Genomic DNA, 20,429 nt, shown 5'->3' with positions numbered 1-20,429 from the left:
GCCCCGTTCCTAGGCTCCCCCTCATGAACCGAACTCGCCTCAGGACAGCCGCTGTTGTCGTCGCTCTCGCACTGCCGCTGTCGGCCGCCGCCGCGTCGCCCGGCGCCTACGCCCAGCCGTCGACCACGACGACGGCCGAGCCCGTGTCCGCGCCCACGCCCACTCCCTCCGTGCTCCACATCCCCCGCCCCACCGGCCCGTTCGCGGTCGGCCGGGATGTCCGTCACCTCGTCGACCGGAGCCGCCGTGACCCGTGGGTACCCACGGCCGGGGCGCGCGAGCTGATGGTGTCGATGTACTACCCCGCCCGCGCGGACGGCTCCGGCACCCGTGCCCCCTACCTGACAGCCGACGAGGCCCGGCTGCTTCTGGAGAGCCGGCAGCTCGACGGGGTCGTCACCGTCGAGCAGGTCACCGGCACGCTGACGAACGCGCGCGTCGGCGCGCGTCCCGTCGGCGGCAAACACCCGCTGGTGGTGCTCTCCCCCGGCTTCAGCCTGACGCGGGGAGTCCTCACCACCCTCTCGGAGGAACTCGCCTCGCGCGGCTACGTGGTGGCCCTGCTGGACCACGCGTACGAATCGTTCGGCACCAGCTTCCCCGGCGGGCGCACCCTCACCTGCGCGGCGTGCGACGTCCTCAACGCCGCACCGAGCGACGAGGCTTCACGTGACCGGCTGGCCAGGGCCGCCGTCGACCGCGCGGCCGACATCTCCTTCGTCCTCGACGAACTGACCCGTCGTCCGGCGGCCGGAAAGCCCGGGGCCCTCTGGAAGCACGCGGCGATGATCGACCCGAAGCGCGTCGGAGCGGCGGGCCACTCGCTCGGCGGCAACGCCTCGGCCCACGCCATGACCGTCGACCCCCGGATCCGCGCGGGCCTGAACATGGACGGCACGTTCTTCCGGCCGGTCCCCGCCGCCGGCCTCGGCGGCCGCCCCTTCCTGATGCTCGGCGCCCCCGGCAGCCACGCGCCCTCCGGCACGGACACCACCTGGCCCAGCACCTGGCAGCACCTCGACGGCTGGAAGCGCTGGCTCACGGTGCGCGGCTCCGGGCACTTCACCTTCATCGATCTGCCGGTCCTCGCGGGCCGGCTCGGCATGACCGACCCGTCGGCGCCACTGCCCGGCGACCGGTCGGGTGCGATCACCACGGCGTACGTGGGGGCCTTCTTCGACCAGGAGCTACGGGGCGTCCACCAGCCGCTGCTGGACGGGCCGTCCCCGGCTCACCCGGAGGTCACCTTCCAGAACCCCTGAGTCGGCGCCTGCAGCCGTGGCCGTACGGCACCTCAGACGTACGGCTGCCGGTCGCCCAGCACCGGCAGGAGCTGGAGTTTCTGGTGGCTCTCGGTGCCGGGCGTCGCGGTGAAGACGAGCAGGGCCTGCGACTGGTCCGCGTCGAAGAGGACTTGGCAGTGCAGTTCGAGTGTGCCGAGTTCGGGGTGCTGGATGCGCTTGGTGTCGTCCTGGCGTCGTACACCGATCTCGTGCTGGTTCCACACCTCGGCGAACTCCTCGCTGCGCTCCAGCAGTGCCCCGACGATCTCACCGGCGCGGGAGTCGGCACCCTGGCGGGAGTACGCGTCGCGCAGACCGGCGGTGAGGAACCGGCCCTGCAGCGCGTGGTCCGGCTCCGGGTAGATCCGCCGGGTGCGGAGGTCGGTGAACCACCGGTAGACCTGGCTGCGCTCCAGGCCGCTGAAGTCGGTCTCCTTGCCCAGCAGCGCGACGGCGAGACGGGTCTGCACCAGCGTCTCGCCGAGGGCGGTGACGACCTCGGCGGGGGTGTCGCCCAGGCGGTCCAGGATCCGCATGATGCCGGGGTTGACGTGGTCGCCGCGCAGGCCCCGGCTGGGGGTGTTGTGCCCCGCCGTACGGAACAGATGGTCGCGTTCGTCCAGGGACAGATGCAGGCCGCGCGCGATGGCGGCGAGCATCGGCTCGGAGGGCTGCGGGCCGCGCTGCTGTTCCAGCCGGCTGTAGTAGTCGGTGGACATGCCGCTCAGCGCGGCGACCTCCTCGCGGCGCAGCCCACGGGTACGGCGGCGGGGGCCGCGCGGCAGGCCGACGTCCTCGGGTTGCAGCGCTTCGCGGCGGGTGCGCAGGAAGTCCGCGAGTTGTGGCCGGTCCACGGGGGCCTCCGTATCGGTCGAGGTCGGGATGGGAGCGGGAATGAGAGCGGGAGTGGGGGCGGCCGGTGTCGGCCGCCCCCATGCTGGCAGAGGGCGGAGGCGCGTGCGCCGGACGACGCACGCGCGGCCGCTCAGAGCCGCGAACCACCCGACGCCTCGATCCGCTGCGCCGTGATCCAGCCGGTGCCCGGCGACAGCAGCGAGGCGATCACCCCGCCGATGTCCTCGGACTCGCCGACGCGCCCGAGGGCCGTCTGACCGGCGAGGGCGGCGCGCACTTCGTTGTTGTCCCGCACCATGCCGCCACCGAAGTCGTTCGCGATCGGGCCGGGAGCGACCGCGTTGACGCTGATGCCGCGCGGGCCCAACTCCTGGGCCAGGTACTTCGTCCAGATCTCGACGGCGCCCTTCGCCGCCGCGTACACGGACATGCCCTCGCCCACGAACCGGGTCAGTCCGGTGGAGAGGTTCACGACGCGTCCGCCGTCCGCGATCAGCGGCAGCAGTGTCTGGGTGAGGAAGAAGACGCCCTTGAAGTGCACGTCGACCATCAGGTCGAAGGCTTCGGCCTGTGTCTCGCCGGCCGGGGTGAGTGCCGCCGCGCCGGCGTTGTTCACCAGGAAGTCGAAGCTGTCGCGGTCCCAGGTCGTACGCAGGGCCTCCCGTACGGAGCCGGCGAAGGCGGGGAAGGTGTCGAACCGTGTCGTGTCCAGTTCGACGGCGACGGCGGTACGGCCCAGCGCCGAGACGGCGTCGACGACCGAGGCGGCCTCGTCCTTGCCGGACCGGTAGGTGAGGATCACGTCGGTGCCGGCCTCGGCGAGCGCGAGCGCGGTGGCCCGGCCGAGTCCCCGGTTTCCACCGGTGATCAGAGCGACGGTCCGCCGGTTGTCGGTCGTGCTGCCGTTGCCGTTGTCGTTCTCGTTCGTGGTCATGTGACCAACTGTCGTCCGGGCCGGAGCGCGGATGAAGGCACCACCGATCCAGGGACCGCCGATCCCCCCTTGGCCCTTGCCCTCAGCCCCCGGCTCAGCCGCCCGACGTGTCCAGTTCCGCGTCCGCGCCGAGGCCCGCGCAGTCGTACGGGTCCTTCAGCCAGCCGTCCGGCAGGACCACCCGGTTGTTCCCCGACGTCCGCCCGCGCGGCCCGTCGGCGCCGTCCGGCCACGGCTGGTCCAGGTCCAACCCCCCCAGCAGCGCGTCCAGTTCGGCGAGCGACGAGGTGATCGCGAGCTTCTTGCGCATCTCGGAGCCGACCGAGAAACCCTTCAGATACCAGGCCACGTGCTTACGGAAGTCGATCACCCCGCGCGCCTCGTCCCCGATCCACTCCCCCAGCAGCTCCGCGTGCCGCCGCATGACCCCGGCGACCTCGCGCAGCGCGGGCCGGGCCAGCTCCCCCGTACCCTCGAAGGCCGCCACCAGATCGCCGAAGATCCACGGCCGGCCGAGGCAGCCGCGCCCCACGACCACACCGTCGCAGCCGGTCTCGCGGACCATCCGCAGCGCGTCGTCCGCCGACCAGATGTCGCCGTTGCCGAGGACGGGGATCTCCGGGACGTGTTCCTTGAGGCGGGCGATGGCGTCCCAGTCGGCCGTGCCGCCGTAGTGCTGGGCGGCCGTCCTGCCGTGCAGGGCGATCGCCGTGACGCCCTCCTCGACGGCGATGCGGCCCGCGTCCAGGTAGGTGAGATGGCCGTCGTCGATGCCCTTGCGCATCTTCATGGTGACCGGCAGATCCCCGGCGTTCGACACGGCCTCGTGCAGGATCGCGCGCAGCAGGGGCCGCTTGTACGGGAGGGCCGAGCCGCCGCCCTTGCGGGTGACCTTGGGGACGGGGCAGCCGAAGTTCAGGTCGATGTGGTCGGCCAGGCCCTCGTCCGCGATCATGCGGACGGCCTTGCCGACGGTGCCCGGGTCGACCCCGTACAGCTGGATCGAGCGTGGTGTCTCGGTGGCGTCGAAGCGGATGAGCTGCATCGTCTTCTCGTTGCGCTCGACCAGCGCCCGCGTGGTGATCATCTCGCTGACGAACAGCCCCTTGCCGCCCGAGAACTCCCGGCACAGCGTCCGGAACGGGGCGTTGGTGATCCCGGCCATCGGCGCGAGCACCACGGGCGGGCGTACGGGGTACGGGCCGACGGCGAGCGTGCCGGGCGGTGCGGGGGACGGGGCGAGCGGAGCGGTCATCCGTCCATTGTCGCGCATGGCGGGCGGGGGGCCGCCGGGGTGCCGGACTTACCATCGCCCCATGCCAGCTCCCCACCCCACGTCCTCGCCGGAGCCCCCGCCCGAGCCGTCGCCGGACCCGTCCCAGGAGTCCGCCGAGGTGTGCGGTCCCCGCAGACGGATGGTGATCCTGGGGACCTGCTGCATGAGTCTGCTGATCGTCAGCCTCGACACCACGGTCCTCAACGTCGCGCTGCCGTCCATGGAGAAGGACCTGCACACCACGGTCGCCGGTATGCAGTGGACCATCGACGCGTACACCCTGGTCATCGCCTCGCTGCTGATGCTCGCGGGCTCCACCGCCGACCGCATCGGCAGACGGCGGGTCTTCAAGACCGGGCTGGTGGTCTTCACTCTCGGCTCGGCGCTGTGCTCGGTCGCACCGAATCTGGAGTCGCTGGTCGCGTTCCGGATGGTGCAGGCCGTCGGCGGCTCGATGCTCAACCCCGTCGCGATGTCGATCATCACCAACGTCTTCACCGAGCGGCGTGAGCGCGCCCGTGCGATCGGGATCTGGGGCGGGGTCGTCGGTATCTCGATGGCGGCGGGGCCGCTCATCGGCGGGCTGCTGGTGGAGACGGTCGGCTGGCGCGCGATCTTCCTGATCAATGTGCCGGTCGGGATCACGGCGTTCATCCTCACCTGGCGCTACGTCCCCGAGTCGCGCGCCGCCAAGCCGCGCCGACCCGACCCCGTCGGCCAGTTGCTGGTCATGGCCACCCTCGGCGCGGTGACGTACGCGATCATCGAGGCGCCGACCGCCGGCTGGACGTCACCGCTGATCCTGGGCTTCGCCGGGGTCGCGGTGTGCGCGCTGACGGGGCTGATCCTGTACGAGCCGAGGCGCGACGAGCCGTTGATCGATCTGCGCTTCTTCCGCAGCGCGCCGTTCAGCGGGGCGACGGTCATCGCCGTGTGCGCGTTCGGCGCGCTCGGCGGCTTCCTGTTCATGAACACGCTCTACCTGCAGAACGTCCGGAATCTCTCCGCCCTGGACGCCGGTCTCTACATGCTGCCGATGGCGGCGCTCGCCTTCGTCTGCGCACCCCTGTCGGGGCGGCTCGTCGGCTCGTACGGGGCGCGCCTCCCGCTGCTGATCGCGGGCACGGCCCTCGCGGCGAGCGGGCTGATGTTCGCGGTCCTCAAGGCGGAGACACACCTGGGGCTGCTCTTCACGGGCTATGTGCTGTTCGGTATCGGCTTCGGCATGGTGAACGCCCCGATCACCAACACGGCGGTGTCCGGCATGCCGCTGTCCCAGTCGGGGGTGGCCGCCGCGGTCGCGTCGACGAGCCGGCAGATCGGGACGACGCTGGGCGTCGCCGTGATCGGGGCGGTGCTGGCGGCCGGCGCGGCGTCGGCGGTCACGCGCCGGGGCGCCATCGACAACGCGGCCTTCGCGGACGCGAGCCGCCCCGCGTGGTGGATCATCACCGGGCTCGGTGTGTCCGTGCTGGGGGTCGGCGCGCTGACCAGCGGGGAGTGGGCGCTGGGTACGGCGCGCCGTAACGCGGAACGGCTGGATCCGGCGGGGGTGCCGGGCTCGCCGGGCTCCATGTCCTGAGGGGCGGGGCAGGGCGCCCCGTACCCCCGCCTCTCCATGTTCCAGAGGCTCCTCTGCAGATACTCCTATGCAGAGGAGCCTCTGCAACATACGATGCCGCCATGCCCGACGAACCCGAGCCCTCCTCGCCGCCGCCCGCCCGGCCCACCCGCCGTATCGACGCCCGCAGCCTGCGCGGGCTCGCCCACCCCCTGCGGATGAACATCCTCGAACTGCTCAGCCTCGACGGACCCGCCACCGCCACCGGCCTCGCCGAACGCCTCGGCGAGAACACCGGCACCGTCAGCTGGCATCTGCGTCATCTCGCCGAGCACGGCTTCATCGAGGAGGAGACCGGACGCGGCACGAAGCGCGAGCGCTGGTGGCGCAGGACCGGCGTCCCGAACGAGCTGAACACCGCGGACTTCCGCGACGATCCCAGCACCCGGGGCGCGCTCTCCGTCTATCTCCACGAGCTGGTGGGCCAGTACTTCAGCCGGGTCACGGACTATCTGAACGAGGACTGGGACGACGGCTGGCGGGCCTCCGGCACCATCTCGGACTGGCACGATCTGCGTCTGACACCGGATCAACTGCGCGCCCTGAACGCCGAGTTGATGGCGGTCATCGCCCGCCACACACCCGCCCCCACCGACGGCGCAAACACGGCTACGGACGACCCCGAGGCCCTGCCCGTCGTCGTACAGCTCCAGTCCTTCCCCCGCAAGCGCCGTGACACCCGGTGAAGCCCGGAACAGGCGCGATACGCGGCGGTCTGCTGCGCCGCCACCACGACTTCCGGCTGCTGTGGCTGGGCGAGACCGCCGGCAAGTTCGGTACGTCCGTGACCGGGGTCTCGATGCCGCTGATCGCCGTCTCCACCCTGGACGCGGGCACGTTCGAGGTCGGTCTGCTGACCGCCGCGACCTGGGCTCCCTGGCTGGTCATCGGCCTGCCGGTCGGCGCCTGGGTGGACCGGACCCGGCACAGGCCGATCATGCTTGCCGCGGCGGCGGTCTCGCTGGTGCTGTTCGCCGCCGTCCCGCTCGCCGCGTGGGCCGGGCTGCTGAGCGTCGGTCTGCTGGTGGGCGTCGCGCTGCTGACGGGCACGTCGGCGGTCTTCTTCCAGACCGCGTACACCGCCTATCTCCCCACCATCCTGGCCCCCGAGGACCAGCCCGAGGGCAACGCCAAACTGCACGGCAGCGCGTCCGCCGCGCAGATCGCCGGGCTCGGATCGGGCGGTCTGATCGCGCAGTTGGCGGGCGCCGTGAACGGGATGTTCGCCAACGCGGCCACTTTTCTCGTATCGCTCCTGTGCCTGTCGCGCATCCGCCACCGCGAGCCGCGCGTCCCGAGGGCCGCACGCCCGCGCGGCGCGCTGGCCGCCGAGGTCGGTGAGGGTCTGCGGCTGGTCGCGCGGGACCCCTGGCTCCGTACGCTGACGCTTTTCGGCGCCGCGTCCAACCTGGCCCTGATGGGGTATCAGTCGATCCTCGTGGTCTTCCTGGTACGGACCGTCGGCCTGGACCCGGGCCCGGTCGGCGGACTCGTCGCCGCGGCGGGTACGGGCGGCGTGGCCGGGGCGTTCGTCGCGCGCCGGGTCGCGGCGCGGGTGGGCACCGCACGCGCCACGCTGGTCTTCGAGCTGGGCCTCGCCGTCTTCGCGCTGCTCATCCCGCTGACCGTCGGGGGAGCCGGGGTGCTGTTCTACGTGGCGGGCGGATTCTGCGTCGCGGCGGGCGTGGTGGCGGGCAACGTCATCAAGGCGAGCTTCCAGCAGCGCTACTGCCCGCCGGACCTCCTCGGCCGCCTCACCGCAAGCACGGCCTTCCTCAACTACGGCACCATCCCGGTCGGCGCGCTGCTGGGCGGCACGCTGGGGACGGTGCTCGGAATCCGTACGGCGATGTGGATCACCACCGCGGGTGTGCCGCTCGCCGCGCTGATCCTGCTCTTCTCCCCGATCGGCCGCACGAGGGACCTGCCGACGTCGCCGCTCCGCCCGCGCCTTTCCGCCAGTTACGGGGCCGTCCGAGCACGCCACTAGGCTCCCGGGCATGGACACCACCGACGCGCACCGCGCACCGGCCCGGCTGCGTACCACCCCGAGCTGGCTCATCACCCAGACCGCCACGCACGCCGCGCGGCTGACGGGCGAGGCGTTCGACGCGACCGGTGCGGGGCGCTACCACTACGCGCTGCTGGCGGCCCTCGCCGAGTTCGGCCCGTCCAGCCAGGCCGAGTTGGGGCGCCGGTGCGCCATCGACCGCAGTTATGTCGTGGCCGCCGTCAACGAACTCGCCGCCGGGGGGCTGGCCGTTCGCGCGCCCGACCCGGCCGACCGGCGCCGTAACGTCATCACCCTCACCCCGGACGGGGAGGCGGCACTGCGGCGGACCGGCGAGGCTCTCGACGAGGCGCAGGACGCGCTGCTGGCGCCGCTCTCGGCCGACGAGCGCGACCGGTTGACCGCGCTCATGGCCAAGGTGCTCGACCACCACCGGCAACAGGCCCGCGCCGAAGACTGAGGCCCCCGGCCCCCCGCCCCCGGGACCAGCCTCAGACCCCGGCGAGCGTCAGCTCGTGCAGGCGCTCCAGGCGCTCGCGGGACTCGTCGTCCACCGGGACGTACGAGACCATGCGGCTGCCCTTGCCCGGACTCAGCCACAGGTTGGTGTGTTCAAGACTGAGCGCGCCCACCCGCGCGTTGACGAACCTCTTCGTCTTGGAGGCCAGGCCGACGACCTCGTGCCTCTCCCAGATCTCGCAGAACTCGGGCGACGCCGCCCGCAGCCGTCCGAGCAGCGCCTTCCAGGCGGGCTCGGCCAGGTGCTCCGCCATGTCGGCGCGGAACCGGGCCGCCATCAGCCGGACCGTCTCCGCGCGGTTGCCGAGTGCGGACTGCCACTCCTCGTTGGTGAAGGCGAGCCAGAGACAGTTGCGGTCCTCGGGCGGCAGCGCGTCGAGGTCGCACATCAGCGTGCTGTACGAGCGGTTGTAGGCCAGGATGTCGTACCGCCCGTTCTGCACACAGGCCGGGAACGGATCCAGCCGCTCCAGCATCAGCCGCACGGCGGGCGTGATGGTGGGGCAGGGCGTCCCGGGGGCCGGGTCGACGGCGCCCGCCAGCGCGAACAGGTGCGCGCGCTCGCTCCTGTCGAGGAGCAGCGCGCGGGCGAGGGCGTCGATCACCTGGGCGGACACCTGGATGTCCCGGGCCTGCTCCAGCCACGTGTACCAGGTGACGCCGACGGCGGAGAGGTGCGCGACCTCCTCGCGGCGCAGGCCCGGGGTACGGCGGCGGCTGCCGCGCGGCAGGCTGACCTGCTCGGGGGTGATGCGCTCGCGCCTGCTGCGCAGGAAGCCCGCGAGCTCGTGCCGTCGGATGTCCGGTTCGCGGACCACGGTGGTCATCGCCCCAGTCTCTCCCTCACCTCAGCCCATTACCAGGTACTTCCGCTACCAGGATAAAGACACTCTGGTACCAGGGTCCGGGCTGAAGGATTCTCGGTGGGGTGAGTAGAACATCCGCACCTCTCTCCACATCCACCGCGCCGCCTACCGGCACCTCGGCAGCCACCGGCACCTCGGTATCCACCGGCACCGAACCGGCCGTCGTCCACGACCACGGCTCCGTGCTGGGCCCGCTCGGCCTGTTCACCGTGCTCCTGGGTGCCGCGCTCCCGCTGATCGACTTCTTCATCGTCAACGTCGCCCTGCCGACGATCGAGCACGACCTGAACGCGGGCCCCGCCCTGCTGGAGCTGGTGGTCGCCGGCTACGGACTCAGCTACGCCGTCCTGCTCGTCCTCGGCGGCCGGCTCGGCGACATGTTCGGCCGCCGGCGCCTCTTCATGGCGGGCATGGCGGCCTTCGGTCTGACCTCGCTCGCCTGCGGGCTCTCGCCCGACGCCTGGACGCTGGTCGGCGCCCGCGTCGCGCAGGGCGCCGCCGCCGCGCTGATGCTGCCGCAGGTGCTGGCCACCATCCAGTCGGCGACGTCGGGGCACCGGCGCGCGAAGGCGCTCAGCCTGTACGGCGCCACCGCCGGGCTCTCCATGGTCATCGGCCAGATACTCGGCGGCGTGCTGGTGGCCGCCGACATCGCGGGCAGCGGCTGGCGCGCGATCTTCCTGGTGAACGTGCCCATCGCCCTCGCGGGACTGGTGCTCGCCTTCCGTACGATGCCGGAGACCCGCTCCCAGCGGCCCGCGCCCATCGACGTACCGGGCACGGTGCTGCTCGCCGTCGCCCTGATGACGCTCCTCGCGCCGCTCACGGAGGGCCGCGCGGCCGGCTGGCCCGCCTGGACCTGGGTGTCGCTGGCGGCCTTCCCCGTCGCGGCGCTCGCCTTCCTGGCCGTGGAGCGGCGCGCCGACCGGCAGGGCCGTACGCCACTGGTCCCGCCGAGCCTGTTCGCGCTGGTCTCGCTGCGCCGGGGGCTCGCGCTCGTGCTGCCGTTCTCGATCGGTTTCGGCGGCTTCATGTTCGTGATCGCCATCGCCATGCAGCAGGGGCTGCGTATGACGGCCGTCGCCGCCGGGGTGGTGCTGGTGCCCTGCGCGGTGGCCTTCTTCTTCGCCACGCTGGCCGGGCCGCGGCTGGTACGGCGCCACGGCAGCCTGGTCGTGACGGCGGGCGCGGTGCTCCAGGCGGTCGGCATCGCGCTGCTGGCGTTCACGGTGTGGCGCGACTGGCCGTCGATCGGCGCGCTGGACCTGCTGCCCGGTACCGCGATCGCGGGCTTCGGCCAGGGCCTCCAACTGCCGGTCATCTTCCGGATCGTGCTGTCCGACGTACCGCCGGAGCGGGCCGGTGTGGGCGGCGGTGTGATGATCACGGCCCAGCAGTCCGCGCTGGCGCTGGGGGTGGCGACGCTGGGCTCGCTCTTCCTGAGCCTGACGGACAGCGCGGGGATGGGCACGGCCCTGACGGTGACGCTGCTGGTGCAGTTGGCGGCCATCGTCCTGACGGGGCTGCTGAGTCTGCGGCTGCCGCGCGAGGTGAAGTAGCGACGCACACGAACGACGGCCCGGATCACAGGGGTGATCCGGGCCGTCGTCACGCTGAAGCGGTAGGGCGGGGTCAGGACTGGGCGGCGGGCCCGTCGGTCACATCGGCCGCGCCGTTCGCGTCGGTGGTGTCCGTCGCGTCCTCGGTGCCTTCCTCGGACTCCGTACCGGTCGCCCGCTCGCGCATCTTCCGCACGAGTTCCTGCTTCTTGTCCTCGGCGACCTTGCGGTCGGCGTTCCGGCTGGGGCCGTTGCCCTGCTGGTCGGCGCGGGACAGCTTCTTACGCTGTCCGCCCACGCCGAGAAGGTTGTTCCGGCTTTTTGCCACGGGTTCTCCCGATTTGGTGAAGGCGAAGTGATCTGCGGATGCGTCTGGTGAGAGGCGGACCGTGACCGCCGCGTTCTCACTCGTAGATCTGGAAGAACATGCCCAAGACGCTACCACCGGGCGGGTGGCGCCCGTCACCTCATTTTCCCGGCCCCACGGCCCCGCGCGACGGCTCTCAGCCGTTGCCGGTCGCCGTCGGATCCACGGTCGCCTGATGCGCCTCGGTGAGATGTTCCTCCGCCTTGAGCCACGGCAGGAACTGCGCGTTCTTGCTCCAGCCGCAGGTGTCGCAGGTCAACGACCGCTGCATGCCCGCCTTCTGGACATGGACGACATGCTCGCGGCCGTGCTGGTCCCATCGGCTTACTTTGCTGCTGGTCGTGGGCGGCATGAGTGCCTCCTGTTGACGAATGCGGCCACTGAGCAGTGTGCGACGAAGCCCCCGGCTCCGTCATGGAACCGGGGGCTTCGAGCCACGAACGTAATCAGCGGCTGGGATGAGCGGCTGTGATCAGCGAACGCGACCGACGACCGCCGTCAGCAGCCGAGCAGCCGCTCACCCAGGTAACCCTGGATCTGGCTCAGCGAGACGCGCTCCTGCTTCATGGTGTCGCGCTCGCGCACCGTCACCGCGTCGTCGTCGAGGGTGTCGAAGTCGACGGTGACGCAGAACGGCGTACCGATCTCGTCCTGCCTGCGGTAACGCCGGCCGATCGCGCCCGCGTCGTCGAACTCGATGTTCCAGTTCTTCCGCAGGTCGGCCGAGAGCCCCTTCGCCTTCGGCGACAGCTGCGGGTTGCGCGACAGCGGCAGCACCGCGGCCTTCACCGGCGCCAGACGCGGGTCGAGCCGCATCACGGTGCGCTTCTCCAGCACGCCCTTCGCGTTCGGCGCCTCGTCCTCGTTGTACGCGTCGAGGAGGAAGGCCAGCATCGCGCGGCCGACACCGGCGGCGGGCTCGATGACGTACGGCGTCCAGCGCTCACCGGCCTCCTGGTCGAAGTACGTCAGGTCGTGGCCCGACGCCTTGGAGTGCGCGGTGAGGTCGAAGTCGGTGCGGTTCGCGACGCCTTCGAGTTCGCCCCACTCCGAGCCGCCGAAGCTGAAGCGGTACTCGATGTCGGCGGTGCGCTTGGAGTAGTGGGAGAGCTTCTCCTTCGGGTGCTCGAACCAGCGCATGTTCTCCTCGCGCATGCCCAGGTCCCGGTACCAGTTCCAGCGCTGCTCCATCCAGTAGTCCTGCCACGTCTCGTCCTCGCCGGGCTTGACGAAGAACTCCATCTCCATCTGCTCGAACTCGCGCGTGCGGAAGATGAAGTTGCCGGGCGTGATCTCGTTACGGAAGGACTTGCCCATCTGCGCGATGCCGAACGGCGGCTTCTTGCGCGACGACACCTGCACCTGGGCGAAGTTGGTGAAGATGCCCTGGGCGGTCTCGGGGCGCAGATACGCGACGGAGCCGGTGTCCTGCGTCGGGCCGAGGTGGGTGGAGAGCAGCCCGGAGAAGGACTTGGGCTCGGTGAAGGTGCCCTTGTTGCCGCAGTTGGGGCAGTTGAGGTCCTTGAGGCCGTTGGCCGGGGGCTTGCCGTGCTTCTCCTCGTACGCCTCCTCCAAGTGGTCGGCGCGGTAACGCTTGTGACAGGAGGTGCACTCGGTGAGGGGGTCGGTGAACGTGGCGACATGGCCCGAGGCCTCCCAGACCTCGGTGGCCAGGATCACCGACGAGTCGAGACCGACAACGTCCTCGCGCGAGGTGACCATGTAACGCCACCACTGGCGCTTGATGTTCTCCTTCAGCTCGACCCCGAGCGGCCCGTAGTCCCAGGCGGCCTTCTGGCCGCCGTAGATCTCACTGCTCGGATAGACGAAGCCACGGCGCTTGCTCAGGTTGACGATGCTGTCGATCTTGTCGGCGGCCACGGTGCTCTCTTCATTACGACGGCGAACGGCGAATGCTTCAGATTAGCGGCGGGCGCACCCCCTGTATCAAATCGGTGTCCCGCAGTGGCCCTCACCACCCCTTGTTGACAATCGTTTCCACTTTTGTTGAAAATGACTGTCATGAACGTACGACGCCTCATACCCACCGCCGCGCTCGCCGGATCCGTCACCCTCGGCCTGGTCGCGCTGTCCGCGTGCTCCCCCTCCGACGCGGCCGACGGCGGCGCGGGCGGGAAGGGCGGGGGCAAGCTCGCGGTGGTCGCGTCGTTCTACCCCATGCAGTATCTGGCCGAGGAGATAGGCGGGACGCACGTCGACGTCTCCACGCTCACCAAGCCGGGCGTCGAACCGCACGAGCTGGAGCTGGGGACCCGGCAGGCCGCCCAGCTCGGCGAGGCCGACTACATCCTCTACCTCAAGGGCCTGCAGCCCGCCGTCGACGAGGCCATCACCGCCGCCGGCGTACCGGACACCGTCGACGCCGCCTCCCTCACCACGCTGGAGAAGCACGGCTCGGAGGTCGGCCACGCGCACGGCGACGAGGAGCACGCGGGCGAGGAGCACGCCGAGGAGGAGGACCACGCCCACGAGGGCGAGGCCGGCACCGACCCGCACATCTGGCTCGACCCCGTGAAGTACGCCGAGGTCGCCAAGGGCGTCGGCGCCTCCCTGGAGAAGGCCGACCCGGACAACGCCGCCGCGTACCGGAAGAACACCACCGCCCTGGTCGAGCGGCTCACCACCCTCGACACCGCCTTCAAGCAGGGCCTCGCCGACACCGACACCAAGACCTTCATCACCACGCACTCGGCCTTCGGCTATCTCGCCGAGCGCTACGGCCTCACGCAGGAGTCCATCTCGGGCATCTCCCCCGAGTCCGAGCCCAGCCCGGCACGGATCAAGGAGCTGCGCTCCATCGCGGCCGAGGACAAGGTCGGCACGGTCTTCTTCGAAACGCTCGTCAGCGACAGGACGGCCAAGACCGTCGCCGCCGACAGCGGTCTGCGGACAGATGTCCTGGACCCCCTGGAGGGAATCACAGAGAAGTCCAAGGGCGCTGACTACGTCGAGGTCATGAAGTCCAACCTCGCCGCGCTGGAGAAAGCCCTCGGCGCGAAGTGAACCAGCTGACAGCGGCAACGGAGGGACGGGACGTGGCGACAACGCACACCGGGCAGACAGAGGTGGCCGAGCAGGACGCCGCCGCGCCCCCACCCGTACCCGCACCCACCGTTCTGTCGCTGCGTGGCGCCACCGCCACGCTCGGCTCCCGCCCCGTACTGCGCGGCATCGACCTCACCCTGCGGCGCGGCGAGGTCGTGGCGCTGCTCGGCGCCAACGGCTCGGGCAAGTCCACGGCCGTACGCTCCGTGATCGGCCAAGTCCCCCTCACCAGCGGCGAGGTGACCCTCTTCGGCACCCCGCTGCGGCGCTTCCGCGACTGGGCGCGCGTCGGCTACGTGCCGCAGCGCACCACGGCCGCGAGCGGCGTCCCCGCGACCGTCCGCGAGGTCGTGGCCTCGGGGCGGCTGGCGCGCACCGGGCTGCTGCGGTGGCCCTCCAAGGCCGACCGGGCGGCCGTTCAGCGCGCCATCGAGCTGGTCGGTCTGGCGGACCGGGCGAAGGACGCGGTCGGCGCGCTCTCCGGCGGCCAGCACCAGCGCGTGCTCATCGCGCGCGCCCTCGCCGCCGAACCCGAACTGCTGATCATGGACGAGCCGATGGCGGGCGTCGACCTGGCCAGCCAGGAGATCCTGGCGGCCACGCTGCGTGACCAGGTGGCGGCCGGCACGACCGTCCTGCTCGTCCTGCACGAACTGGGGCCGCTGGAGCCGCTGATCGACCGCGCGGTGGTGCTGCGCGACGGCTGCGTGATGCACGACGGCCCACCGCCGAAGGCTCTGGGCCAGCACGCGCTGCCCGGCCACGACCACGTCCATCCGCATTCGTCGGCCGGCGAGCCGCACCGTACAGGACTGCTGACCTGATCATGGAAATCCTTGAGACCGCCCTCATGCAGCGGGCCCTGATCGCGGCCGTACTGGTCGGCGTCATCGCGCCCGCCGTCGGCATCTATCTCGTCCAGCGGCGCCAGGCACTGATGGGCGACGGCATCGGCCATGTCGCCATGACCGGCGTCGGCCTGGGCTTCCTGCTCTCCACCAGCCCGGTGTGGATGGCGACGCTCGTGGCGATCGTCGGCTCCATCGCGATGGAGCTGATCCGGGCGTACGGCCGCACGCGCGGCGACATCGCGCTGGCCATGCTCTTCTACGGCGGTATGGCGGGCGGCGTCCTGCTGATCAACCTCTCGCCGACGGGCTCCAACGCCAACCTCAGCTCGTATCTCTTCGGCTCGCTCTCCACCGTCTCCGAGGCCGATCTGGACGCGATCTGGATCCTGGCGGCCCTGGTGGTGCTGGTCACCGTGGGGCTGCGGCGGCAGCTGTTCGCCGTCAGCCAGGACGAGGAGTTCGCGCGGGTCACCGGGCTGCCGGTACGCGCCCTGAACCTGCTCGTCGCCGTCACGGCCGCCGTGACCGTCACCGTCGCGATGCGGGTCGTGGGCCTGCTGCTGGTCAGCGCGCTGATGGTGGTGCCGGTCGCCGCCGCACAGCAGATCACCCGCTCCTTCGCCGTCACCTTCGTGCTGGCGGTGGTGATCGGTACGGCGGTCACGCTGGCCGGCACGGTCACCTCGTACTACCAGGACGTCCCGCCGGGAGCGACAATTGTCCTGCTGGCCATCGGCGTCTTCCTCGTACTGACCGTGCTCGCGACCCCGCTCGCGAGACGGCGGGCACGGGCGATGAGGTCGGCGGAGAGCGAATGCGTGCAGGACCCGGCGGACTCTCCCGCCGTTCCCGCCATGCGCGGGCCGTCGGACGAGGCCACGGTCTGACGCGAGCTGGCAGAATGGCCCGACAGACAAGCGATTCGGGCAGAAGTATTGGAGGCACCCGTGACGACTGCGCCTGGCGGTGGGGCGAGCACTGCCCCTGTACGCGGCCGATCGACCCGGCAGCGTGCCGCGGTGGCCGCCGCGCTGGACGAGGTGGACGAGTTCCGCAGCGCGCAGGAGCTGCACGACATGTTGAAGCACCGCGGCGACTCCGTCGGTCTGACAACGGTCTACCGCACGCTCCAGTCGCTCGCCGACGCGGGCGATGTCGATGTGCTGCGCACCAACGACGGGGAGTCCGTCTACCGACGCTGCTCGACCGGTGATCACCACCACCATCTGGTGTGCCGGGTGTGCGGCAAGGCCGTCGAGGTCGAGGGCCCGGCCGTCGAGCAGTGGGCCGAGACGATCGCCGCCCAGCACGGCTTCGTGGCCGTGGCCCACACGGTGGAGGTCTTCGGCACCTGCGCGGAGTGCGCCGCGAGCAGCGGTCTGTCCGGCCGGTGATGTGACCGGTGCGGGGCCGCCCCTCCGGGCGCCCCGCCCCGTACACCGCGCTGCGGGTCAAGCGCCCTCGCGTTACACGCCCTCGCCCGGGTGGTTCTGCTCGCTCAACTCGCCCGACTTGTCGGACTGGTTGGGCAGCGCTCCGCCGAAGCGGCGGTCCCGGTGGGCGAATTCCAGACAGGCCCGCCACAGGTCCCGTCGGTCGAAGTCCGGCCAGAGCACGTCCTGGAAGACCATCTCGGCGTAACTGCTCTGCCAGATCAGGTAGTTGGACGTGCGCTGCTCACCGCTCGGCCGCAGAAAGAGATCGACGTCCGGCATGTCCGGGTAGTACAGATACTTGGCGAAGGTCTTCTCGTTGACCTTGGACGGGTCGAGCTTGCCCGACGCCACGTCCTCCGCGAGCGCCCGCGCCGCGTCCGCGATCTCCGCGCGGCCACCGTAGTTGACGCAGAAGTAGAGCGTCATGGCGTCGTTGTCGACGGTCTGCTCCTGCGCGACCTGCAGCTCCTGGACGACCGACTTCCACATCTTGGGCATCCGGCCGACCCAGCGGATCCGGATGCCGAGTTCGTTCATCTCGTCGCGGCGGCGCCGGATGACATCGCGGTTGAAGTTCATCAGGAAGCGCACCTCGTCGGGCGTGCGCTTCCAGTTCTCGGTGGAGAAGGCGTACAGGGACAGGTTCTTGACGCCCATCTCCAGACAGCCCTTGAGCACGTCCAGCACGACGCCCTCGCCGACCTTGTGGCCCTCGGTGCGCGGCAGACCGCGCTCCTTGGCCCAGCGGCCGTTGCCGTCCATGACGCACGCGACATGCTTGGGCACCAGCTCGCCGGGGATCTTCGGCGGGACCGCACCGGAGGGGTGCGGCTCGGGGACCTTGTACTCGCGGCGGGGCCGGCCCAGGATTCCGCGTCGTGCCATGCGCTCGTGTCTCCTAATTCTTCTCTACATATCTGAGTGAGCGCAGACCGCGCTCCAGATGCCAGTGCAGATACGCGGACACCAGCCCGCTGCCCTCCCGGACATGACGAGCCTCGCACGCGTCCGCCGTCCCCCAGTCCCCGGTCAGCAGCGCGCTGAGCAGTCCGACCGCCTCCGACGACGGTACGACGCTGCCCGGCACCCGGCAGTCACCGCATATGACCCCGCCCGCCGCGACCGAGAAGAACCGGTTCGGGCCGTCGAGACCGCACTTCGCGCAGTCGTCGAAGCTCGGCGCGTAGCCGTTGACCGCGAGGGAGCGCAGCAGGAAGGCGTCGAGGATCAGATGCGGGGCGTGCTCCCCGCGCGAGAGCGTACGCAGTCCGCCGACGAGGAGCAGATACTGCTGGACCGCGGGTTCGCCCTCGTGGTCGGTGAACCGCTCGGCGGTCTCCAGCATGGCCGTACCGGCCGTGTAGCGGGGGTAGTCGGTGACGATCGCGCCGCCGTACGGGGCGATGGTCTCGCTCTGCGTACAGAGCGGCAGCCCGCGTCCGACAAGCTCGCTGCCGCGTGCGAAGAACTGCACGTCGACATGGGAGAACGGTTCGAGCCTGGCACCGAACTTGGACTTCGTACGGCGCACTCCGCGCGCGACTGCCCGGACGCGGCCGTGCCCACGGGTGAGGAACGTGATGATGCGGTCCGCCTCACCCAGCTTCTGGGTGCGCAGCACGATGCCGTCGTCGCGGAACAGGCTCATGGCGCCATTCTCCCGCACCGGGAGGGTGCGCGGGGCTGCCGCCCCGGTTCCGGGTCAGCCGGGGGCCGCGGCCGTGAGCGGCGGATCACCGGGGGTCACCAGCCCCGACTCGTAGGCGATGATCACCAGTTGCGCCCGGTCCCGTGCCCGCAGCTTGCCCATGATGCGGCTCACATGCGTCTTGGCGGTCAGCGGGCTGAGCCGGAGCATGTCCGCGATCTCCGTGTTGGTGAGGCCGCGCGCGACGAGGGCGAGCACCTGCCGTTCGCGGACCGAGAGGCATTCGGGGCCACCGGCCGTCACCGCCTCCGGGATCCGGCTGCGGGCGCTCAGTACGCGGGCGATCAGCCGTGCCGTCGGGCCCGGGGAGAGCAGGGAGTCGCCGGCCGCCACCGTCCTGATGGCGGTGAGGAGTTCGGCCGGTCTGGTGTCCTTCACGAGGAAGCCGGACGCCCCGGCGCGCAGCGCCTCCACGACATGGTCGTCGGTGTCGTACGTGGTGAGGACCAGCACCTTGACACCGGCGAGGTCGTCGTCGGCGGCGATCAGCCGGGTCGCCTCGATGCCGTCCATGTCGGGCATCCGGATGTCCATGACGACGAGGTCGGCGCGTGCGGAACGGGCCAGTTCGACGGCTTCCCGGCCGGTGCCGGCCTGGCCCACGACCTCCATGTCGGCGGCGGACTCGACGAGCATCGCGAAGGCGGCCCGGACGAGGCGCTGGTCGTCGGCGAGCAGGACACGGATCATGCGACGGACTCCCGCCGGTCGCCGCCCGGTTCGGCCGGACCGGCCGGTTCGCCGCCTGTCGGCCGGTCACCCGTCCGCTCCCCGTCGGCCCGTTGACCTTCCGCCTGTTCGCCTTCCGCCCGTTCACCGTGCTCCCGCAGCGGCAGGACGGCGGCCACCCGGAAGCCGTCGTCGTAGGGCCCCGCGTCGAGCGTGCCCCCGACGCTGCGGGCCCGCTCGCGCATGCCGACGATGCCGTAGCCGCGTTCGGCGGGTGGCTCCCTGCCGCCGAGCGCGCCCCCGTTGTCGGTCACGGTGACGTGCAGGGCGCTGTCGCACGTCTCCACCAGCACCCGCACCCGTGGGGCGGGGCCCGCGTGCCGTACGGCGTTGGTGAGCGATTCCTGCACGATCCGGTACGCGGCGGCCTCGGCCACCGGCGGTACGCGTACGCCCTCCGTCCGCACCGTGAGCATCGTCTCCGCGCCCGCCGTCCGCGCGGCCGCCACCAGGCCCGACAGCGCCGCCAGATCGGGCAGGGCCCCGCCCCAGGCCCCCTCCTCGCCCTCGGCCGTCCCGGCGCGCAGCACCTCCAGCGTGGTGCGCAGTTCGGAGCGCGCCTCGCGGCAGGTGTCCGAGATGCCGTCGAGCGCCTGTGTGATCGCGGCCCGGTCCAGCCGGTCGGGGTCGACGGTCAGGACGTGCGACGCCACCGACGTCTGTACGCCGATGAGCGTGATGCTGTGGGCCAGCAGGTCGTGCAGGTCCCGGGCGATCCGCAGGCGTTCCTCGGCGACGCGCCGGGCCGCCTCCTCCTCGCGGGTCCGTTCGGCCCGTTCGGCGCGTTCCACGACCGCCGCGATGTACTTGCGGTAGACGCGTACGTCCATGCCGATGACGACGACCGCGATGATCCAGCCGGACGTGCGGAGCATCTCCACGCCCCGGTCGGTGTTGATGACCAGCATCACCGTGAGCGTGAGACAGACGATGCCGACACCGAGCAGCGCGGCGCGCAGCGGCGGGCCGGTGACGGCGAGGGTGTAGAGGGCGACCATGGTGGCCGGGGTGGTCGCGGCGTGCGGGTAGTCCAGCGCGTGGTACGGGGCGACGAGGGCCACCATGACCACCAGGACGGCCACGGGGTGGCGCCGGCGCCAGATCAGGGGCGTGACGACAGCGGCCATCAGCGCCCAGCCGAGCGCGTCGAGGCGCTTGCCGTCGGTCACGACGAAGGCGAGCAGGACGCTCAGCGCGCCGGCGACCCCTGCGACCACCAGGTCGGTGCGCAGTTGGTGCGGTGCGTCGAGCGGGTCGCGGTTGAGCACCGCGAAGACGCGTTCGGCGCGCGGTCCTCTGCTGGAGGTCTCTGACACGGGCTCATCCTCTCTCGTCGCGCTCCGGCGCG

Annotated in this window: 21 protein-coding genes; 10 read left to right on the top strand and 11 right to left on the bottom strand. The window is 71.3% G+C overall.

Going from position 1 to position 20,429, the window contains the following annotated elements; translation table 11 throughout:
• The first annotated feature begins 23 nt into the window (after window positions 1-23).
• Window positions 24-1,262 carry an alpha/beta hydrolase family protein gene (locus ACFT9I_RS25780; RefSeq protein ID WP_382567907.1) on the top strand — a complete coding sequence of 413 codons (1,239 nt, stop codon included), beginning with the start codon at window positions 24-26 and terminating at the stop codon, window positions 1,260-1,262.
• 32 nt (window positions 1,263-1,294) lie between these two features.
• Here the strand turns inward: ACFT9I_RS25780 and ACFT9I_RS25775 are convergent, their stop codons facing one another.
• From ACFT9I_RS25775 to dusB, 3 genes are all read right to left on the bottom strand, one after another.
• Window positions 1,295-2,137 (bottom strand): helix-turn-helix transcriptional regulator, encoded by an 843-nt coding sequence (locus ACFT9I_RS25775; protein ID WP_382567906.1) that lies wholly within the window; start codon window positions 2,135-2,137, stop codon window positions 1,295-1,297.
• Window positions 2,138-2,268: 131 nt separating this feature from the next.
• Window positions 2,269-3,072: an SDR family NAD(P)-dependent oxidoreductase gene (locus tag ACFT9I_RS25770; RefSeq protein WP_382567904.1), complete on the bottom strand. Its 804-nt coding sequence runs from the start codon at window positions 3,070-3,072 to the stop codon at window positions 2,269-2,271.
• Between the two features lie 94 nt (window positions 3,073-3,166).
• Window positions 3,167-4,345 (bottom strand): tRNA dihydrouridine synthase DusB, encoded by a 1,179-nt coding sequence (dusB, locus tag ACFT9I_RS25765; RefSeq protein ID WP_382567902.1) that lies wholly within the window; start codon window positions 4,343-4,345, stop codon window positions 3,167-3,169.
• Window positions 4,346-4,487: 142 nt separating this feature from the next.
• Here dusB and ACFT9I_RS25760 point away from each other — a divergent pair, with 142 nt between their 5' ends.
• From ACFT9I_RS25760 to ACFT9I_RS25745, 4 genes are all read left to right on the top strand, one after another.
• Entirely contained in the window at window positions 4,488-5,930 is a 1,443-nt protein-coding gene (locus ACFT9I_RS25760; protein WP_382567969.1) for an MFS transporter, read from the top strand.
• Window positions 5,931-6,031: 101 nt separating this feature from the next.
• Window positions 6,032-6,655: an ArsR/SmtB family transcription factor gene (locus ACFT9I_RS25755; RefSeq protein WP_382567900.1), complete on the top strand. Its 624-nt coding sequence runs from the start codon at window positions 6,032-6,034 to the stop codon at window positions 6,653-6,655.
• Window positions 6,652-7,959 carry an MFS transporter gene (locus ACFT9I_RS25750; RefSeq protein ID WP_382567899.1) on the top strand — a complete coding sequence of 436 codons (1,308 nt, stop codon included), beginning with the start codon at window positions 6,652-6,654 and terminating at the stop codon, window positions 7,957-7,959. The genes ACFT9I_RS25755 and ACFT9I_RS25750 overlap by 4 nt, the downstream gene beginning before the upstream one ends.
• A gap of 10 nt (window positions 7,960-7,969) precedes the next feature.
• A complete protein-coding gene (locus ACFT9I_RS25745; RefSeq protein WP_382567897.1) occupies window positions 7,970-8,440 on the top strand; it encodes a MarR family winged helix-turn-helix transcriptional regulator in 471 nt (156 codons plus the stop codon).
• Window positions 8,441-8,471: 31 nt separating this feature from the next.
• On the opposite strand, the gene ACFT9I_RS25740 is transcribed toward ACFT9I_RS25745, so the two are convergent.
• The gene (locus ACFT9I_RS25740; protein WP_382567895.1) at window positions 8,472-9,326 is read right to left on the bottom strand and encodes a helix-turn-helix transcriptional regulator; all 855 of its coding nucleotides are present in this window, start codon (window positions 9,324-9,326) and stop codon (window positions 8,472-8,474) included.
• Between the two features lie 221 nt (window positions 9,327-9,547).
• On the opposite strand from ACFT9I_RS25740, the gene ACFT9I_RS25735 reads away from it, so the two are divergent.
• The gene (locus ACFT9I_RS25735; protein ID WP_382567967.1) at window positions 9,548-10,924 is read left to right on the top strand and encodes an MFS transporter; all 1,377 of its coding nucleotides are present in this window, start codon (window positions 9,548-9,550) and stop codon (window positions 10,922-10,924) included.
• Between the two features lie 73 nt (window positions 10,925-10,997).
• On the opposite strand, the gene ACFT9I_RS25730 is transcribed toward ACFT9I_RS25735, so the two are convergent.
• From ACFT9I_RS25730 to ACFT9I_RS25720, 3 genes are all read right to left on the bottom strand, one after another.
• Window positions 10,998-11,252, bottom strand: coding sequence for a DUF6243 family protein (locus tag ACFT9I_RS25730; RefSeq protein WP_382567893.1), 255 nt, complete (start codon window positions 11,250-11,252; stop codon window positions 10,998-11,000).
• A 175-nt stretch (window positions 11,253-11,427) separates the two neighbouring features.
• Window positions 11,428-11,643 (bottom strand): hypothetical protein, encoded by a 216-nt coding sequence (locus ACFT9I_RS25725; RefSeq protein ID WP_382567891.1) that lies wholly within the window; start codon window positions 11,641-11,643, stop codon window positions 11,428-11,430.
• 146 nt (window positions 11,644-11,789) lie between these two features.
• Window positions 11,790-13,172: a glycine--tRNA ligase gene (locus ACFT9I_RS25720; protein WP_382567889.1), complete on the bottom strand. Its 1,383-nt coding sequence runs from the start codon at window positions 13,170-13,172 to the stop codon at window positions 11,790-11,792.
• Between the two features lie 141 nt (window positions 13,173-13,313).
• On the opposite strand from ACFT9I_RS25720, the gene ACFT9I_RS25715 reads away from it, so the two are divergent.
• From ACFT9I_RS25715 to ACFT9I_RS25700, 4 genes are all read left to right on the top strand, one after another.
• Window positions 13,314-14,315 carry a metal ABC transporter substrate-binding protein gene (locus ACFT9I_RS25715; protein WP_382567887.1) on the top strand — a complete coding sequence of 334 codons (1,002 nt, stop codon included), beginning with the start codon at window positions 13,314-13,316 and terminating at the stop codon, window positions 14,313-14,315.
• Between the two features lie 62 nt (window positions 14,316-14,377).
• Window positions 14,378-15,181: a metal ABC transporter ATP-binding protein gene (locus tag ACFT9I_RS25710; RefSeq protein WP_382567965.1), complete on the top strand. Its 804-nt coding sequence runs from the start codon at window positions 14,378-14,380 to the stop codon at window positions 15,179-15,181.
• A 2-nt stretch (window positions 15,182-15,183) separates the two neighbouring features.
• Window positions 15,184-16,095 carry a metal ABC transporter permease gene (locus ACFT9I_RS25705; protein WP_382567885.1) on the top strand — a complete coding sequence of 304 codons (912 nt, stop codon included), beginning with the start codon at window positions 15,184-15,186 and terminating at the stop codon, window positions 16,093-16,095.
• Between the two features lie 60 nt (window positions 16,096-16,155).
• Window positions 16,156-16,602 carry a Fur family transcriptional regulator gene (locus ACFT9I_RS25700; protein ID WP_382567884.1) on the top strand — a complete coding sequence of 149 codons (447 nt, stop codon included), beginning with the start codon at window positions 16,156-16,158 and terminating at the stop codon, window positions 16,600-16,602.
• Between the two features lie 72 nt (window positions 16,603-16,674).
• Here ACFT9I_RS25700 and ACFT9I_RS25695 read toward each other — a convergent pair whose 3' ends face one another.
• The 4 genes from ACFT9I_RS25695 to ACFT9I_RS25680 are packed head-to-tail and all read right to left on the bottom strand — an operon-like array spanning window position 16,675 to window position 20,397.
• Window positions 16,675-17,529, bottom strand: coding sequence for an isoprenyl transferase (locus tag ACFT9I_RS25695; RefSeq protein ID WP_382567882.1), 855 nt, complete (start codon window positions 17,527-17,529; stop codon window positions 16,675-16,677).
• Window positions 17,530-17,542: 13 nt separating this feature from the next.
• Complete coding sequence (gene recO, locus ACFT9I_RS25690) at window positions 17,543-18,292, bottom strand: DNA repair protein RecO (RefSeq protein WP_382567880.1); 750 nt, start codon at window positions 18,290-18,292, stop codon at window positions 17,543-17,545.
• Window positions 18,293-18,346: 54 nt separating this feature from the next.
• Window positions 18,347-19,042, bottom strand: a complete 696-nt coding sequence (locus ACFT9I_RS25685; RefSeq protein WP_382567878.1) for a response regulator — start codon at window positions 19,040-19,042, stop codon at window positions 18,347-18,349.
• A complete protein-coding gene (locus tag ACFT9I_RS25680) occupies window positions 19,039-20,397 on the bottom strand; it encodes a sensor histidine kinase (protein WP_382567876.1) in 1,359 nt (452 codons plus the stop codon). The genes ACFT9I_RS25685 and ACFT9I_RS25680 overlap by 4 nt, the downstream gene beginning before the upstream one ends.
• Window positions 20,398-20,429: the final 32 nt, after the last annotated feature.

The sequence above is a fragment of the Streptomyces sp. NPDC057137 genome (assembly GCF_042670825.1).
GTDB lineage: Bacteria > Actinomycetota > Actinomycetes > Streptomycetales > Streptomycetaceae > Streptomyces.
Note: the sequence above shows the minus strand (reverse complement) of the source record. Positions and strands in the feature narration are given on the sequence as shown.

What these genes read in the sequence shown, in the direction of transcription:
- ACFT9I_RS25780 (WP_382567907.1), top strand. Translation starts at nt 24, where the DNA reads ATGAACCGAACTCGCCTCAGGACAGCCGCTGTTGTCGTCGCTCTCGCA.
- ACFT9I_RS25770 (WP_382567904.1), bottom strand. Translation starts at nt 3,072, where the DNA reads ATGACCACGAACGAGAACGACAACGGCAACGGCAGCACGACCGACAAC.
- dusB (WP_382567902.1), bottom strand. Translation starts at nt 4,345, where the DNA reads ATGCGCGACAATGGACGGATGACCGCTCCGCTCGCCCCGTCCCCCGCA.
- ACFT9I_RS25760 (WP_382567969.1), top strand. Translation starts at nt 4,488, where the DNA reads ATGGTGATCCTGGGGACCTGCTGCATGAGTCTGCTGATCGTCAGCCTC.
- ACFT9I_RS25755 (WP_382567900.1), top strand. Translation starts at nt 6,032, where the DNA reads ATGCCCGACGAACCCGAGCCCTCCTCGCCGCCGCCCGCCCGGCCCACC.
- ACFT9I_RS25745 (WP_382567897.1), top strand. Translation starts at nt 7,970, where the DNA reads ATGGACACCACCGACGCGCACCGCGCACCGGCCCGGCTGCGTACCACC.
- ACFT9I_RS25740 (WP_382567895.1), bottom strand. Translation starts at nt 9,326, where the DNA reads ATGACCACCGTGGTCCGCGAACCGGACATCCGACGGCACGAGCTCGCG.
- ACFT9I_RS25725 (WP_382567891.1), bottom strand. Translation starts at nt 11,643, where the DNA reads ATGCCGCCCACGACCAGCAGCAAAGTAAGCCGATGGGACCAGCACGGC.
- ACFT9I_RS25715 (WP_382567887.1), top strand. Translation starts at nt 13,314, where the DNA reads ATGAACGTACGACGCCTCATACCCACCGCCGCGCTCGCCGGATCCGTC.
- ACFT9I_RS25705 (WP_382567885.1), top strand. Translation starts at nt 15,184, where the DNA reads ATGGAAATCCTTGAGACCGCCCTCATGCAGCGGGCCCTGATCGCGGCC.
- ACFT9I_RS25695 (WP_382567882.1), bottom strand. Translation starts at nt 17,529, where the DNA reads ATGGCACGACGCGGAATCCTGGGCCGGCCCCGCCGCGAGTACAAGGTC.
- recO (WP_382567880.1), bottom strand. Translation starts at nt 18,292, where the DNA reads ATGAGCCTGTTCCGCGACGACGGCATCGTGCTGCGCACCCAGAAGCTG.
- ACFT9I_RS25685 (WP_382567878.1), bottom strand. Translation starts at nt 19,042, where the DNA reads ATGATCCGTGTCCTGCTCGCCGACGACCAGCGCCTCGTCCGGGCCGCC.